Genomic DNA, 13,715 nt, shown 5'->3' with positions numbered 1-13,715 from the left:
GAGTGGGCCGTGCCCGATGCCTGCCGCGGCTGAGCGGGTTTGCCGTCCGTTATGCCTCGCCACGTTCGCGGGCAATCGCGCGGTAACCGATGTCCTGGCGGTAGAAACAGCCATTCCAGCGGATTTTTTCCGCCAGGCGATAGGCCTGCTGCTGGGCGTCGGCAACGCTGGCACCAATGGCCGTGGCGCAGAGTACCCGGCCGCCGGCGGTAACCACCTGGCCGTCCTTGAGTGCAGTACCGGCATGGAACACCTTGCCCTCCAGCGCGGCGGCGTCGGCCAGACCTTCGATCACCTCGCCCTTGGCGTAGTCACCTGGGTAGCCGCCGGCGGCCAGTACCACGCCGACGGTTGGGCGCGGGTCCCAGCGGGCCTCGACCTTGTCCAGCGCTTGCGCCAGGGCGGCGTCGATCAGCAGGACCAGCGATGACTCCAGGCGCACCATGATCGGCTGGGTTTCCGGGTCGCCGAAGCGGCAGTTGAATTCGATGACCTTCGGCTGGCCGGCTTTGTCGATCATCAGCCCGGCATAGAGGAAGCCGGTGTAGACGTTGCCTTCGCTGGCCATGCCGTTGACGGTGGGGTAGATCACCTCGTCCATCACCCGCTGGTGCACGGCGGCGGTGACCACCGGCGCGGGCGAGTAGGCGCCCATGCCGCCAGTATTCGGGCCGCTGTCGCCGTCGCCGACGCGCTTGTGGTCCTGGCTGGTGGCCATCGGCAAGACATTCTTGCCGTCGACCATGACGATAAAGCTGGCTTCCTCGCCTTCGAGGAACTCCTCGATCACCACCCGCGAACCGGCTTCACCGAAGGCATTGCCGGCGAGCATGTCGCGCACCGCGTCTTCGGCTTCGCTCAGGGTCATGGCGACGATCACGCCTTTGCCGGCCGCCAGGCCGTCGGCCTTGATCACGATCGGCGCACCGACTTTCTGCAGGTAGGCCAGGGCCGGCTCGACTTCGGTGAAGTTCTGGTAATCGGCGCTGGGGATCTGATGGCGGGCGAGGAAGTCCTTGGTAAAGGCTTTCGAACCTTCCAGTTGGGCAGCGCCGGCCGTCGGGCCGAAGATGTCCAGTTTGCGTGCGCGGAACAGATCGACCACCCCGGCCACCAGCGGCGCTTCCGGGCCGACGATGGTCAGCTGGACGTTGCTGGCCGCGAAATCGGCCAGTTGTTCCAGGGCCAGCACGTCGATGGCGACGTTCTCGCACTTGGCTTCAGTGGCGGTGCCGGCGTTGCCCGGGGCGACGAAGACTTTTTCGATCCGTGGATCCTGGGCGACTTTCCAGGCCAGGGCGTGTTCGCGCCCGCCGCTGCCGATGATCAGTACGTTCATGTCTGTCTCCTTGTGGAGGCGGGCCTGCGGCCCGTTTGGTGGATAAGCAAAGCGTTATCCACCCTACAAAATGATGTTGGGTATCGCTTTGCTCAACCCAACCTACGGTTCAAAACTGGCGACGACTATCGAGGTTGTGATCAAACGGGTGGATGCAAGGCGTGGCTGGCTTCGATAAGCGGAGTTGCCTGGTGGCAATGAGCATTATCGGAGCCAGCCACAACGCAGCAGGCGCCTGTTTGAACGCGACCGTCCTTAGTGCCTAAAGTGGCGCATAGAGGTGAACACCATGGCGATGCCCGCTTCGTCGGCGGCGGCGATCACTTCCGCATCGCGCATCGAACCACCCGGCTGGATCACCGCGGTGATGCCGTTGGCGGCGGCGTTATCCAGGCCGTCGCGGAACGGGAAGAAGGCATCCGAGGCCATAACCGAGCCGGCTACCTGCAGGCCGGCATGCTCGGCCTTGATCGCGGCGATCCGCGCCGAGTTGACCCGGCTCATCTGGCCGGCGCCGACACCGATGGTCTGGCGGTTCTTGGCGTAGACGATGGCGTTGGATTTGACGAACTTGGCCACTTTCCAGGCGAAGATCAGGTCGTGGACTTCCTGCTCGCTGGGCGCGCGCTGGGTGACGATCTTCAGGTCTTCTGCCTTGATCATGCCGATGTCGCGGCTCTGTACCAGCAGGCCGCCGTTGACCCGCTTGAAGTCCCAGCCAGCGCTGCGCTCGGCTGGCCATTCGCCGCACTCGAGCAGGCGTATGTTGGCCTTGGCCGCCACCACATCGCGGGCCGCCTGGGAAATCTTCGGGGCGATGATCACTTCGACGAACTGACGCTCGACGATGGCCTGGGCGGTGGCGCCATCCAGTTCGCGGTTGAAGGCGATGATGCCGCCGAAGGCCGATTCGGTGTCGGTGGCGTAGGCCAGTTCGTAGGCCTGACGGATGCCGCCTTGCTCGTCCAGCGCCACGGCTACGCCGCAGGGGTTGGCATGCTTGACGATGACGCAGGCCGGCTTGACGAAGCTCTTCACGCATTCAAGGGCGGCATCGGTGTCGGCGACGTTGTTGAACGACAGCTCTTTGCCCTGCAGCTGCACGGCGCTGGAAATGCTCGCTTCGCCTTTCTTCGCCTCGACATAGAAGGCCGCGCTCTGGTGCGGGTTCTCGCCGTAACGCATTTCCTGGGCCTTGACGAACTGGCTGTTGAAGGTGCGCGGGAAGGTGCCGCGGGCTTCGGTGCTGAGGGTTTCGCCGCTCTGGTCGATGGTGCCCAGGTAGTTGGCGATCATGCCGTCGTAGGCGGCGGTGTGCTCGAAGGCCTTGAGCGCCAGGTCGAAGCGCTGGGCATAGCTCAGGCCGCCGCCTTTCAGGCTGTCGAGGATGCCGGCGTAGTCGCCAGCCGAGACCACGATAGCCACGTCTTTGTGGTTCTTGGCTGCCGAGCGAACCATGGTCGGGCCGCCAATATCGATATTTTCGATGGCGTCGGCCAGGTCGCAGTCAGGCTTGGCGACCGTGGCTTCGAAGGGGTAGAGATTGACCGCGACCAGGTCGATCGATTTGATCCCGTGCTGCTCCATGACCGCGCCGTCGAGGGCGCGACGACCGAGAATGCCGCCGTGGATTTTCGGGTGCAGGGTCTTCACCCGGCCGTCCATCATCTCCGGGAAACCGGTGTAGTCGGCGACTTCCACGGCGGCCACGCCGTTGTCCTTGAGCAGCTTGTAGGTGCCGCCGGTGGAGAGGATTTCCACGTTGAGGGCGACGAGCTCGCGGGCGAATTCAAGGATGCCGGTCTTGTCGGAAACACTGATCAGCGCACGGCGGACGGGGAGGCGGGTAGTCTGGTCGGTCATCAATCGGATCCGGTTGCGTAATAGAAAATTGGCTTGAAGCCGCGGCGGCCAGCTTCAAGAAAAAGCCGTTTGCCCGGCCTGCAGCTTCAGAGCAGGTCGTACTGCTTGAGCTTCTTGCGCAGGGTGCCGCGATTCAGGCCGAGCAGTTCGGAGGCCTTGGTCTGGTTGCCCTTGACGTAATTCATCACGGTTTCCAGCAGTGGCGCTTCCACTTCGCTGAGCACCAGGTTGTAGACATCGGTGACGTCAGCGCCCTCAAGGTGGGCGAAATAGTTATGCAGGGCTTTCTCGACACTTCCGCGCAGGGTTTGCCCTTCTTCGCTCGGTGTACTGAGGTGCTGTTTCAAGCTTGTACTGTCGCTCACGGGAGCCATTCCAGTTCCTAAAGTGTCGGTCAACATCGTCATGCGGCCACCCCATCTCCATCATTATGCCGTTCGCCGAAGAACTGGCGAACGTTGGTGCACTGCGCGTCCGTACTTTCCAGACGATTGAATTGGGCGCGAAACTCCCTGGCGCCTGGCAGGGTAGCGAGGTACCAGCTGACATGCTTGCGGGCGATGCGCACCCCCATCACCTCGCCATAGAACAGGTACAGCTCGGCCATGTGCCCTAGCAGAATACGTTCCACCTCGAACAGGCTCGGCGCCGCCAGCTTCTGGCCGGTGCGCAGGTAGTGCTCGATCTCGCGGAAAATCCACGGCCGGCCCTGGGCTGCCCGGCCAATCAGCAGGCCGTCGGCACCGGAGGCGGCCAATACCGCCTTGGCCTTTTCCGGCGAATCGATGTCGCCATTGGCCAGCACCGGAATCGACACCGCCTGCTTGATCGCGGCGACGGTGTCGTACTCGGCTTCGCCGGTGTAGAGGTCGGCCCGGGTGCGACCATGCACGGCCAATGCCACTATTCCCGCCTGTTCGGCAATCTTCGCTACCGCGATGCCGTTCTTGTTCTGTCTGTCCCAGCCGGTGCGGATTTTCAGGGTCACCGGCACATCTACCGCAGCGACCACCGCCTGAAGAATCTCGCGCACCAGAGCCTCGTCCTTGAGCAGGGCGGAACCGGCTGCCTTGTTGCAGACCTTCTTGGCTGGGCAGCCCATATTGATGTCAATAATCTGCGCGCCCAGTTCAACGTTGCGCTGAGCCGCCTCGGCGAGCATCTGCGGGTCACCACCGGCGATCTGCACCGAACGCGGCTCGGCATCGTCCTGGTGGATCAAGCGCAGGCTCGACTTGCGGGTATTCCACAGACGCACATCGCTGGTGACCATTTCCGATACCACCATGCCCGCCCCCATACGGTGGCAGAGCTGGCGGAACGGCCGGTCGGTGACTCCCGCCATGGGCGCGAGTATCAGCGAATTGGGCAATGTGTAGGGGCCGATACATAACGCCGACATGGGGCTTCCCTGCTCAAGAGACGTACTGTTGAGACCAATAGGAGACAGCGAAAAAGGGTGGGAATCATACCCGCTCTGGATGACCGGATAAAGGCTGTTTTGAACAAATTCTGAACAGCTATGGGCTTATCGCCAAGGGTTAGATACGTTCCCGGAAAACCTCAAAGAACGTGTGGGGCCGGCTAGGCGCGAGAGGGGAGAGGGTTGTGGTGGTCTTGATCGCGATTGCTCATGCCTTACTCCGGCGAGTGGAAACTCAGGCTGTAGTTCACCGCCTGGGTGCCTGGGTCGAGGATATCCAGGGACACATGAATGGGTGTCTGCGGCGGCATTTCCGCCTGTCCGGCCAATTCGCCGGCGAGGTACTCGCTGGGCTTGAAGCGGCGACTGGCCAGTAGTCGACCATTGATGTCGGCAAAACGCATTTCCAGCAAGGGGAATGGCTGGGCGAAGGGCGCACGGTTATAGAGGATTGCATCGACTATCAGGGCGCCGCTGAAATCGGGATGACTACGCACCACCAGATTGCTGCTCTTGATCTGGCTGATATCGACCTTGGACGGCAAGCTGCAGCCCATGACTGGGCAGAGCTGCTCGAACCAGGGGCGGTATTGATCCTGGCGAGCCAGGTCGTCGAAGTTGTAATGGATGTGCTGACCGATCAGGGCGGCCGCGGCTAACAGGTTCAGCAGGCCCCAGCCGAGCCAGCGGCCCCAGGGCTTGCGCGGTGGTTGCCAGTCATCCAGTTGCAGCGGTTCGTCGTCCAGCTCGAACAGGTGTTCGTCGCGCAGGCTTGGCTCGCTACGCGCCGTTCTTCTATCGAATGGGTGCGGCTCGGCGGGGTCTTCCTGTTCCTCGTCCGGCGTGTCGAGGATGTCCGCGTCAATACTGGGATCGTCGCGGCGGGCGCTCAGGCTAGGCTCGTCCAGTGCGGATTCCTGGTCGTCTATCTCCAGTGCGTTGAGCGTGAACGGCGGTACGTCACGAACAGGGGGGGCTGCCACTTGCACCGCGCCTGGGGGCGTTGGCGCAGGTGTATCGTTCGATGAGGCAAGTGCCTGGGGCGCATCGCTGGGGGCTGCGGGGGTGATGCTCAGTGGCGGCTGGGGCGAGTCCTCTTGCAGGAGGGCCTCGGCCCAGTCTTCGTCATGGTCCCCGGTATCCGCGGCTGGACGGAAGGTCTCAGCATGCGCGGGGGCGGAGTTCAGCGCGAGGAACTGCTGCGAGAGTTGCTGTTCCTGCTCCTCCAGCTTGGCCAGCTCCTCGTCGAGATCGAGGCTGTCGAGGTCCAGGTCGTCGTGAATCCACAGCGTATCGCTGTCACTCTTGTGCCGTGCAACAGTCTGCTCGGGCTCGGGCTCGGGCTCGGGCTCGGTCTGGGGCGCTGGCGCGCCGACCGTGCTAGTCGCTACAGGCGTCAAGGGCGCTGCCTGGGGCGCGGTTCCGGGCAGCGGTTGGCCCTGATCGAGCAGTTGCTGCGCGGCATTGAATACGTGCAGGCAGGCTCCGCAGCGCACGGCGCCACGGGCGGCGCCGAGTTGCATGAGGCTCACGCGAAAGCTTGTGCGGCAATGGGGGCACTGAGTGACGAAACTTTCGGTCATGCGACGATCCGTCGGCCTGCGATCAGGGGAGTCAAGGCGATTAGTCTAACGCAAGTGCCTGAACAAGCGGCAGTGCCTGGGTTAGCGACGAGTACCGCTGATGCGTACCCAGCCGTCCTTCTCCTCGGTCGGGTCAAGCGCGAAGGCCTCGGCGTAGGCTGCGCGCACTTCCTCGGCTTGCTCGGCGAGAATGCCCGACAGGGCCAGGCGTCCGCCGGTCTTGGCCAGGCTGGTGATCTGCGCTGCCAGGGCCACCAGCGGCCCGGCGAGGATATTGGCAACCACCACGTCGGCCTGCTGCGGCGGCAGGTCGGCGGGCAGGTAGAGCGGGAAGCGGTCTGGGTCGATGCCATTACGCCCGGCATTGTCGCGCGACGCTTCCAGGGCTTGCGGGTCGATGTCGGTGCCAACTGCCTGCGGTGCGCCCAGCAGCAGGGCGGCGATGGCCAGGATGCCCGAGCCACAGCCGAAATCCAGTACCTCGCAATGGCTCAGGTCCTGGCTGTCGAGCCATTCCAGGCACAGTGCGGTGGTTGGATGGGTGCCAGTGCCGAATGCCAGGCCCGGGTCGAGCAGCAGATTGACTGCGTCTGGTTCGGGCGCCGCATGCCAGCTTGGCACTATCCACAGACGCTGGCCGAAGCGCATGGGGTGGAAGTTGTCCATCCAGCTGCGTTCCCAGTCCTGATCGGCGATCACTTCGGCGTGATGTTCCGGTAGCGCGGTACCTGTCAGCAATTGCAGGTGGGCAAACACGGCGTCGGCCGAGGTATCGGCTTCGAACAGGGCGAGCAGGTGGGTGTGCGACCACAGCGGAGTGGTGCCCAGGTCCGGCTCGAAAATCGGCTGATCTTCGGCGTCCATGAAGGTTACCGACACGGCGCCGACCTCGAGCAGGGCGTCTTCGTAGGTTTCAGCCTGATCCGGAGTGATGGCGAGACGGACTTGTAACCAGGGCATGGGAAACCTCGTGAGCGCTGTGGGCTGATGGTGCAATTGGCCGCGCAGCTTACTTGAAGCGATGGCCCGGCTGCCACCGCCGCGCCGCGCAGACACGACAAGGGCCGCCCAATGGCAGCCCTTGTCGAGACTTTAAGCATGACCTGGCGAGCTAGAGCGAGGCTGTTTTTAACCCAGTATCGCCAGCGCGCAGCAGGTCATGGGGTCAGTGCTTATCCATACCCAGTTTCTTTTCCAGGTAATGGATATTCACGCCACCTTTGCAGAAGCCCTTGTCGCGTACCAGGACGCGGTGCAGCGGCACGTTGGTCTTGATGCCGTCGACGACGATTTCGTCCAAGGCATTGCGCATGCGCGCCATGGCCTCGTCGCGGGTCGCGCCGTAGGTGATCAGCTTGCCGATCAGCGAGTCATAGTGCGGTGGCACGGTGTAGCCACTGTACAGGTGCGAATCGACCCGTACGCCGTTGCCGCCGGGGGCGTGGAAGTGCTTGACCTTGCCGGGGCAGGGCATGAAGTTGTCCGGGTCTTCGGCGTTGATTCGGCATTCCAGGGCGTGGCCGCGGATCACCACGTCCTCCTGGGTGAACGACAGCTTGTTGCCAGCGGCGATGCTGAGCATCTCCTTGACGATGTCGATGCCGGTGACCATCTCGCTGACCGGGTGCTCGACCTGGACGCGGGTGTTCATCTCGATGAAGTAGAAGTTGCCGTCTTCATAGAGGAACTCGAAGGTGCCAGCGCCGCGATAACCGATCTCGATGCAGGCATCGACGCAGCGCTTGAACACTTCGGCGCGGGACTTCTCGTTGATGAACGGCGCCGGCGCTTCTTCCAGTACTTCTGGTGGCGGCGCTGCAGCGAGCAGTCGCGGTCACCCAGGTGGATGGCGTTGCCCTGGCCGTCGGACAGCACCTGGACTTCCACGTGACGTGGATTACCAAGGAATTTTTCCAGGTAGACCATCGGGTTGCCGAACACCGAACCGGCTTCGCTGCGCGTCAGCTTGGCCGATTTGATCAGGTCTTCTTCCTTGTGCACCACGCGCATGCCGCGACCACCGCCGCCGCCAGCGGCCTTGATGATCACCGGGTAGCCGACTTCACGGGCAATCGCCAGGGCGGTTTCCTCGTCTTCCGGCAGCGGGCCGTCGGAGCCGGGTACCACCGGCACGCCGGCGCGCTTCATGGCGTCCTTGGCCGATACCTTGTCGCCCATCAGGCGAATGGTTGCAGCTGTTGGGCCGATAAAGGCGAAGCCGGAGTTTTCCACCTGTTCGGCGAAATCGGCGTTTTCCGCGAGGAAGCCGTAGCCTGGGTGGATAGCGGTGGCGCCGGTGACTTCGGCGGCGCTGATGATCGCCGGAATGTTCAGGTAGGACAGGGCGCCGGACGCCGGGCCGATACACACCGATTCGTCGGCCAGGCCCAAGTGCATCAGTTCGCGGTCAGCAGTGGAGTGCACCGCGACGGTCTTGATGCCCAGCTCTTTACAGGCGCGCAAGATGCGCAGGGCGATCTCGCCGCGGTTGGCGATCAGGACTTTTTCCAACATCGGAGGCTCTCCGCGGTTCAAACGATGGTGAACAGGGGCTGATCGTATTCCACCGGCTGGCCGTTCTCGCCCAGGATGGACTCGATGGTGCCGCTGCTCTCTGCCTCGATGTGGTTCATCATCTTCATCGCTTCGACGATGCAGAGGATGTCGCCTTTCTTCACGCTCGTACCGACTTCAACGAAGTTGCCCGAGGTCGGCGAGGAGGCGCGGAAGAATGTCCCGACCATTGGTGAGCGGACCACGGTGCCATTCAGCTTGGCGGCGGCCGGGGCGGTCGCTTCGGCGGCGGCAACAGGAGCGGCAGGGGCTGCCGGTGCTGGCTGCGGAGCGTACATGGGTTGCTGGGCGTAGGTCGGTTGCTTGCCATGACGGCTGATGCGCACGGACTCTTCGCCTTCGCGAATTTCCAACTCGTCGATGCCGGACTCTTCCAGCAGTTCGATCAGTTTTTTGACTTTACGTATATCCATAGTGGCTCAACTCCCAGTGAGGTCAGGGCTGTTCAAGTTGTTCAAGTGCGGCCTCCAGGGCCAGCCGATATCCGCTGGCGCCAAGACCGCAGATCACCCCTACTGCGACATCGGAAAAGTAGGAGTGATGGCGGAAAGCTTCGCGTTTATGCACGTTGGACAGGTGCACTTCGATGAATGGGATGCTCACCGCCAGCAATGCGTCACGTAATGCGACGCTGGTATGGGTGAAAGCGGCGGGATTGATCAGGATAAAGTCGACACCTTCGCCTTTTGCGGCGTGAATGCGCTCAATCAGCTCGTACTCGGCATTGCTTTGCAGGTAGAGCAGATGATGGCCAGCCTCGCGGGCGCGGCGCTCCAGGTCGAGATTGATCTGTTCCAGGGTGGTGGCGCCATAGACGCCCGGTTCGCGGGTACCGAGCAAATTGAGATTGGGGCCGTGCAGCACCAGTAGGGTGGCCATGATCCGGTGTTCCTTGTTGTTTGCACTGGCGGACTATGCCGGAGACGGCGCAAGGCTGTCCAGTTACCAGCAGTAGTCGACACGATGGCGGTAGTTTGCGTCATTCATGCGGCGGTGGGCGTTAGAAACGTTCGCTTGCCTGGTTGAGGCGAGTGGCGAAGTCTGCCGCGTCGATTTCACCGACCACGCGCAGGTCCTGCCATTCGTCACCCTTGGCATCGAACAACAGGATCGCCGGGGGGCCAAACAGTTGGTAGCGATCGAGCAGGGCGCGCTGGGCCGGGCTGCTCTCGGTGATGTCGAAGCGCACCAGGCGGTAGTCGCCCAGTTGGCTGGCGACTTGCGCGGCGGTTAGCACTTCGCGCTCGATTACCTTGCAGCTGATGCACCAGTCGGCGTACCAGTCGAGCATCAGCGGTTTCCCTGCGCTTTGCGCGGCGGTAAAGGCCGCGTCCAACTCGGCCGGGCTGCTGATGGTCTGCCAGCTGCTTGGTTCCAGTCGTTCGCTTGAGTTGCTGGCCAGTGGCATGCGTCCGAGTGGGCGCAATGGATCGTTCTGGCCTTGCAGGGCGCCGGTCCAGGCGGCCAGGGCGTAGACCAGCAGCGCCAGGCCGGCCAGCTGGCCGAGTTTCTGCTTGTGGGTTTTCGGCCCGAGTTCCAGGGCGCCGAGAAACAGCGCCACGCCGCCGGCGAGCAGGCCCCAGAGTGCCAGGGACAGCTGGCCGGGCAGCACCCGTTCGAGCAGCCAGATGGCCACGCCGAGCAGTAGGACGCCGAAAGCGTTGCGCACGCCGACCATCCAGGTGCCTGACTTTGGCAGCAGGGCGCCACCTCCGGTGGCGAACAGCACCAGTGGGGCGCCCATGCCCAAGCCCAGGGCGAACAGTTTCAAGCCGCCGCCCAGCGCGTCGCCGCTGGCACTGATATAGAGCAGGGCGCCGACCAGGGGGGCCGACACGCAGGGCGACACCAGCAGGCTGGAGAGCACGCCAAGCACCGCAGCGTTAGCGTGGGAGCCGCCGCGGGTCTTGCCGGCCAGGCGGTCCAATGGTTCGCTGAAACGGCGTGGCAGGCGCAGTTCGTAGACGCCGAACATGGCCAGGGCGAACAGGGCGAAGAAGGCGGCGAAGGGCACCAGAATCCAGGCCGACTGCAGGCGCGCCTGCAGGTTGAGGCCGGCGCCGAAGACCCCCATCAGGGCGCCAAGCACGGCGAAGCAGGCCGCCATCGGTAGCACGTAGGCCAGCGACAGGCTGAAGCTGCGCAGGCCGCCAACCTGGCCGCGCAACACCACGCCGGAGAGGATCGGCAGCATCGGCAAGACGCACGGGGTAAAGGTCAGGCCCAGCCCCGCCAAGAAGAACAGGGCCAGATCGCTCCAGCTCCAGCTGTTGCCTGTGGCGTCGGGTGTGCCCGGCGTGGCGCTGGGGGCAGGCACGCCGCCGGCAATCTTCAGCTGCTCGGTTTCCGGCGGGTAACACAGGCCCTGGTCGGCGCAGCCCTGGTAGCTGACGTTGAGATTGAATGGGCGGTTGTCCGGATTATCCAGTGGCAGCTCGACATCCAGCACGCCGTAGTACACCTCGACATCGCCGAAGTATTCGTCGACCTTGGCCTTGCCGGCCGGCAGTTGCGCGGCGGCCAGGTCAATATCGGCCGGCTCACTGCTGAATTGGAAGCGGTGTTTGTAGAGGTAGTAGCCCTCGGCAGCGACGAAGCGCAGTTTGATCGAGTCGCTCGAGCTGTCGATCAGGCTGAGCCTGAACGCCTCGCGTACGGGGAGGAAATCTGCGCTGTTATTCAGCGCCGCGCCCAGCGGCGCCGGGGCGGGGCGGTTATCGAACAGGCCAGCGCCGGCGGGCAGGGCAACCAGCAGCAGGATCAGGTAGAGCAAGCGGCGCATGGCGGTCTCGCGGGTCGGAAGTGAGTGCATCATAACCAAGCTGGCGCCCCAGCGTCAGGGCCAGGCTGTAAGCGGTCTTGTCAGGCGCCTCAATGGCCGGCAATCACGCTGGTATGGCGCGCCTGCGACAGATGGTCGCGGCTAGTCGGTCGGGCGCCTTGCCTGGTCTGTTACAGGCGAAACGCCTGGACCGCGGTGTGCAACTGGTCACCCACCTGCAGCAGCCGATCGCCTTGCTGACGGCCTTCGCCGATGCGCACCAGGTTGTCGCCGCCGAGTTGGTGGATGCGCTCGCTGTGGCCGCGAATCTCGCTGACCGCGCCGCTCTGCTGGGCGGTGGCGTCGGCGATGCGCTCGGCCATGCTGGCGATGGTACGAATCGCCGCGATGATTTCGTCCAGCGCACCATCGGCCGCCTCGGCCTGGCCGGCGCTGGCCTGGGCGTGTTCGACCTGGGTCCGCATGGCGCTGACCGATTGTCGGGCGGCCAGTTGCAGGCGGCCGATCAGTTCCTGGATTTCTGCTGTGGCACCGCTGGTGCGCTGCGACAGGGAGCGCACCTCGTCGGCGACCACGGCGAAACCGCGTCCAGCCTCGCCGGCGCGGGCCGCTTCGATGGCGGCGTTGAGGGCCAGCAGGTTGGTTTGCTCGGCGATGCTGCGGATCACCGTCAGCACATTGCCGATGGTTGCGGTTTCCTCGGCCAGGCGTTCGATGGCCTGGGCGTTGTCCTGCACTTCGCCGACCAGCGCATGCAGCCCGCTGAGACTCTGGCCGATCACCTGCTGGCCTTGTTCCAGAGCGCGGTCGGCATCGCGGCTGGCATCGGCTGCCTGACTGGCATCGCCGGCGACTTGCTGGATGGTCGCCTGCAGATCACCGAGGGCATCGCGAATCTGGGCGGTATCGCCGGCCTGGCGTTCGGCGCCGGCATGCAGGCCGCCGCTGAGGTCGGCCAGGGTGCGGCTGGAGCCGGCAACCTGTTCGGCATGCAGGCGGATGCTGCCGACCAGGCCGACCAGATAGGCGCGCAGGCGATTCAGCGATGCCTCGATGTCGCACAGTTCGCGGGTGCGTGAGCCGAGCGTGATGTCCTCGGCGAAATTGCCCTGGGCCCAGGCCGACAGAGCCGGTACCAGAAGGTTGAGAACTCGGGTCAGGCGCCGTTGAATGGTATCGATGGTCAGCGCAATCAGCAGAATCAGGCCGATCATCAGGCCCTGGAGCAGGCGCACTTCAGCCTGGATCCGCCCATGTTCGGCGCGCACGGCTGGCTCCAGGGTGGCGAGGGCCTGTTGCACGCCATCGACCTGGCTGCGGGTGGCGCTGGCCAGGGCGGCGCGCTGTTCGATCAGGCGCCGGGTGCGTTGCAGTTCGCTCGGGTAGCGACTGATCAGGCTGGCCAGGTCGCGCTTGAGGGCGATGCCGCGATCTTCTGCTGGCGTGCTGTCACTGTCGCCGGCGAGGCCCAGCAGGGCGGAAAAGGCATCGCTGCCAGAGCGGCTGTCATCGGCCACGCCGAGCAAGGGCAGGGCCTCCAGGGTTTGAGCCTGCAGGCCGAGTGCAGCCAGTTCGCGTTCGACGTCGCGGGCCAGTTCGCTGCGCCCACTGCTGACCAGCTTGTCGCGGGCGTGGGCCAAACGGGTCAGGTGCTGGGCCGCGGCAAACAATGGCTGGCGGTATGTGCTCGCCGCATTGCTGGTGCCGCTATCGGCATAGTCCGCCAGTTGCTCCAGGGCGCTGCCCATCTCGCGCTCGGCCTGCAGCAGCAAGCCCTGAGGGTCGCCGGCCAGCTTGCCGGCGGCGAGCAGTTGGTTGGCGCTGAAACTTTGCAGCTCGGCCAGGCTGGGGCGCACCCCCTCGGCCAGCTGTGGCGGCAGCTCGGCAATGGCGGGAGCCAGATTGGCCAAGGCCTGGAGCGCCGCGCTGTGCTGCAGGGCGTCACCGCTGCCGAGATAGCCGAGGATGTTGCGCGCCGCCTCCCGCTGGAACTGCTGGGACAGGCTCAGATAGCGCTCCATCAGCAGATAAGGGCGCTCCAGGGCGCGTTGCGACCACCAGAGGGTGGCGGCCAGCGCCACGCACACGGTGACCAGCAGCAGGGTATTGAGGTTGGTAAGTGATTTCAGGCGCATAGGACTCGACCGCAGA

The 13,715-nt window shown here is 64.2% G+C and carries 9 protein-coding genes and 2 pseudogenes; all 11 read right to left on the bottom strand.

Translation table 11 applies throughout. The features are described from left to right. Positions 1-49 precede the first annotated feature (49 nt). Positions 50-1,339: a phosphoribosylamine--glycine ligase gene (purD, locus tag B2D37_RS14205; RefSeq protein ID WP_079203293.1), complete on the bottom strand. Its 1,290-nt coding sequence runs from the start codon at positions 1,337-1,339 to the stop codon at positions 50-52. A gap of 255 nt (positions 1,340-1,594) precedes the next feature. After that, the gene (gene purH, locus B2D37_RS14200) at positions 1,595-3,202 is read right to left on the bottom strand and encodes a bifunctional phosphoribosylaminoimidazolecarboxamide formyltransferase/IMP cyclohydrolase (protein WP_079203292.1); all 1,608 of its coding nucleotides are present in this window, start codon (positions 3,200-3,202) and stop codon (positions 1,595-1,597) included. An 86-nt stretch (positions 3,203-3,288) separates the two neighbouring features. Further along, positions 3,289-3,609, bottom strand: coding sequence for a DNA-binding transcriptional regulator Fis (fis, locus tag B2D37_RS14195; RefSeq protein WP_079203291.1), 321 nt, complete (start codon positions 3,607-3,609; stop codon positions 3,289-3,291). After that, positions 3,606-4,604 (bottom strand): tRNA dihydrouridine synthase DusB, encoded by a 999-nt coding sequence (dusB, locus tag B2D37_RS14190; protein ID WP_079203290.1) that lies wholly within the window; start codon positions 4,602-4,604, stop codon positions 3,606-3,608. Before dusB ends, fis begins: the two co-directional genes overlap by 4 nt. A 236-nt stretch (positions 4,605-4,840) precedes the next feature. Continuing rightward, positions 4,841-6,208, bottom strand: coding sequence for a DUF3426 domain-containing protein (locus B2D37_RS14185; RefSeq protein ID WP_079203289.1), 1,368 nt, complete (start codon positions 6,206-6,208; stop codon positions 4,841-4,843). A gap of 81 nt (positions 6,209-6,289) precedes the next feature. Next, positions 6,290-7,168 carry a 50S ribosomal protein L11 methyltransferase gene (gene prmA / locus B2D37_RS14180; RefSeq protein WP_079203288.1) on the bottom strand — a complete coding sequence of 293 codons (879 nt, stop codon included), beginning with the start codon at positions 7,166-7,168 and terminating at the stop codon, positions 6,290-6,292. A 205-nt stretch (positions 7,169-7,373) separates the two neighbouring features. Then, positions 7,374-8,722 (bottom strand): annotated as a pseudogene (gene accC, locus B2D37_RS14175) (acetyl-CoA carboxylase biotin carboxylase subunit). 17 nt (positions 8,723-8,739) lie between these two features. After that, positions 8,740-9,195, bottom strand: coding sequence for an acetyl-CoA carboxylase biotin carboxyl carrier protein (gene accB / locus B2D37_RS14170; RefSeq protein ID WP_079203287.1), 456 nt, complete (start codon positions 9,193-9,195; stop codon positions 8,740-8,742). A 22-nt stretch (positions 9,196-9,217) separates the two neighbouring features. Beyond that, complete coding sequence (aroQ, locus tag B2D37_RS14165) at positions 9,218-9,661, bottom strand: type II 3-dehydroquinate dehydratase (RefSeq protein WP_079203286.1); 444 nt, start codon at positions 9,659-9,661, stop codon at positions 9,218-9,220. A gap of 121 nt (positions 9,662-9,782) precedes the next feature. Next, positions 9,783-11,564: a protein-disulfide reductase DsbD gene (locus B2D37_RS14160; RefSeq protein ID WP_079203285.1), complete on the bottom strand. Its 1,782-nt coding sequence runs from the start codon at positions 11,562-11,564 to the stop codon at positions 9,783-9,785. A gap of 170 nt (positions 11,565-11,734) precedes the next feature. Then, positions 11,735-12,244: pseudogene (locus B2D37_RS24210) on the bottom strand (methyl-accepting chemotaxis protein); the annotation flags it as partial. Between the last annotated feature and the right edge of the window lie 1,471 nt (positions 12,245-13,715).

The organism is Pseudomonas sp. CC6-YY-74 (assembly GCF_002025205.1).
Lineage (GTDB): Bacteria > Pseudomonadota > Gammaproteobacteria > Pseudomonadales > Pseudomonadaceae > Aquipseudomonas > Aquipseudomonas paeninsulae.
The sequence above is the reverse complement of the archived record's forward strand: the minus strand, read 5'-3'. Positions and strand labels throughout refer to the sequence as shown.

What these genes read in the sequence shown, in the direction of transcription:
- purD (WP_079203293.1), bottom strand. Translation starts at nt 1,339, where the DNA reads ATGAACGTACTGATCATCGGCAGCGGCGGGCGCGAACACGCCCTGGCC.
- purH (WP_079203292.1), bottom strand. Translation starts at nt 3,202, where the DNA reads ATGACCGACCAGACTACCCGCCTCCCCGTCCGCCGTGCGCTGATCAGT.
- fis (WP_079203291.1), bottom strand. Translation starts at nt 3,609, where the DNA reads ATGACGATGTTGACCGACACTTTAGGAACTGGAATGGCTCCCGTGAGC.
- dusB (WP_079203290.1), bottom strand. Translation starts at nt 4,604, where the DNA reads ATGTCGGCGTTATGTATCGGCCCCTACACATTGCCCAATTCGCTGATA.
- B2D37_RS14185 (WP_079203289.1), bottom strand. Translation starts at nt 6,208, where the DNA reads ATGACCGAAAGTTTCGTCACTCAGTGCCCCCATTGCCGCACAAGCTTT.
- prmA (WP_079203288.1), bottom strand. Translation starts at nt 7,168, where the DNA reads ATGCCCTGGTTACAAGTCCGTCTCGCCATCACTCCGGATCAGGCTGAA.
- accB (WP_079203287.1), bottom strand. Translation starts at nt 9,195, where the DNA reads ATGGATATACGTAAAGTCAAAAAACTGATCGAACTGCTGGAAGAGTCC.
- aroQ (WP_079203286.1), bottom strand. Translation starts at nt 9,661, where the DNA reads ATGGCCACCCTACTGGTGCTGCACGGCCCCAATCTCAATTTGCTCGGT.
- B2D37_RS14160 (WP_079203285.1), bottom strand. Translation starts at nt 11,564, where the DNA reads ATGCGCCGCTTGCTCTACCTGATCCTGCTGCTGGTTGCCCTGCCCGCC.